Source organism: Halorubrum sp. AD140 (genome assembly GCF_034497445.1).
Lineage (GTDB): Archaea > Halobacteriota > Halobacteria > Halobacteriales > Haloferacaceae > Halorubrum.
On record NZ_JAXRUU010000136.1, the window covers coordinates 1 to 2073 of the forward strand.

Annotated in this window: 2 protein-coding genes; both read right to left on the minus strand. The window is 52.4% G+C overall.

The features are described 5' to 3' along the window. Positions 1–161: 161 nt before the first annotated feature. A complete protein-coding gene (locus tag U4E84_RS16705) occupies positions 162–983 on the minus strand; it encodes an IS5 family transposase (RefSeq protein ID WP_322533232.1) in 822 nt (273 codons plus the stop codon). A 96-nt stretch (positions 984–1079) separates the two neighbouring features. Then, positions 1080–1814, minus strand: a complete 735-nt coding sequence (locus U4E84_RS16710) for a CBS domain-containing protein (protein WP_322533233.1) — start codon at positions 1812–1814, stop codon at positions 1080–1082. Positions 1815–2073 lie beyond the last annotated feature (259 nt).

Below are 2073 nucleotides of genomic sequence, written 5' to 3' on the forward strand. Positions count from 1 at the left end.
GTCAAGGGGAGCCACTTGAGGGCGAATAGTACACAGTGATTCTACGATCGGTCTCTCTGGCAGTCAGAATATAGATACCCAGCCGCTTCCCGGCGGTTTGAGTATATAAGTGGACTCGTCGGGATTTTGGGCTCTGTAGTTTCGGTACACGGCGGCGGATTTCACGGGTATCGGACGCTCCGGCGAAGGTTGTAGACGGTGGCTTTCAGCAATATTTCGCGGAACTCTAACCACCAGCTTCGCGCACGCACGGCGGAGCCGAGCGTGCGCTTGATCGACGAGAAGACGGTTTCTGACATGGAACGCTGGTGGTACCGATCACCGTCCATGCGGGCGTTGTGGGCGTGATCGAGTGGATTCATGATCCGGTGTTTAATCAGCGGTCTGATGCCGTTTTCGCGGAGTTCATCGCGGAAGACTTTGGCGTCGTAGCCGCGATCAGCGGCGAGGCTCCGCAGGTCGCCGGCGTTGCGCCGAGCGACCTGCGGGCCGATCTTCGCATCGTGTTTCTTGGAGGTCGTCGAGTGGATGTCGGTGATGTACAGCGTTTCGACATCCACGAGAGCGGTGACTTTCAGCGCTCGAACGCGGTAGTTCGTGCGGTTAGCGTAGTGGCGACTAGGCTGATCACGGTCAAAGCCAGTCGAATCGATAGCAGCGTGGCCAGTGCGTTTCTCGGCTGACGCGCCGAGAAACGCACGCCACGTCTTGGGTGGAATCCGCTCAAACCACATGCGAAGGACCGTGTAGTGTGGAAGTCTGGTGAGTCCGATCTCTTCAAGTACGCCGGGCATTTCTGAGAGCAAATCCACCGCAACGCGGTAGGATTTGCCCAGTTCGATGCGGAGTGCATGCACGGTGAGCATCGCCCACTCGGCGAACCCGCCTCCCCCTTCGGGGTCGGCGGGCTCGTCCGGATTAGCGACAACTGATTTAGCCTTAGCCACCGTAACACGCGTGAAGAGACGGATTTCGGATGTCACACCGATCTGTCTCTGCGCTTTCTACAGCAATAACAGAGTCGTAGCCCTCGCGTCTAGCGAAACTACAGAGCCAAGCGGTTCACCCCTTATTTGGACCTATACTGAGGAGAAGTACGACTGGCCAAAGCGGAGTAAATCTCGATCAAACTCATCTGAGTCCTCAATTCGAAAATGAAAGAGTTGATTCCTCATATCGCCAATTTCAAGCACTAACTCGCGAATCACATCCTGTTGATCATCAAAGAGCGATTCAAATTCAGCCCAATGAATGGAAATGAACTGGGCATAGTGTGAGTAACTACAGTGTTCGACAGATGCTGGAGTTGGCAGCGGATGCTCCTCATTAAACGTTTCAGCCAATTTTTTAGACAGTGAATCACTGAACACTCGCCTGAAAATATCACGCAACTGCGTCTCAATCGACTCGATTAACAAAAATGGCTCAAGCATCTGTTTCAATCGCGTCAGGAGATCATAGTCGGTCAGAATACGCCACTCTTGATCACGATTGATTACAATGTACGTGTACTCCGCGAGTACATCGAATACGGCGAGTACATTCTCATCCTCGCTGATCGTGTGTGCGTCTTCAACTGCCGCTCCGACCGAGATGTTATCCAGCGTCTTGTGACCGACTTCCAATTGATGAAATGCCAATAATGTCCGGACAACCGATCTGTAAGTGACGATCCCAACCAACTCATCATCACGTTCGACGCCCACCTGAGTGTAGCTGTTCTCGAACATGTGTCGGAGTGCCGATTCAAGCTCAAGATCGTATTTGACGGTTTGAAGCTGGTTGTCGACCGGTAAGTCTGAAATTGTATACATCGATGGCTGTTGAGTTGGTGTCCGGGTAACTATGTGTTTCCGTACGTATCAAAACTGTCCTTGCGCCATATTCTTTTATCTTCCTCAATATGGAGACCCTGGAGACTCGTACTCGGTTGATCGATATTTGCCTTGTTGAACGCAAGACAGCGGGGTAGGGTTAGTTAATCGCATCTCTACGGCCTCTGCTCGGTGATTCTCTACTCAGAAGATGCAGTAGCTGCCTCTGACTGCCGGCGCTGAACAGTCAAAACTATGT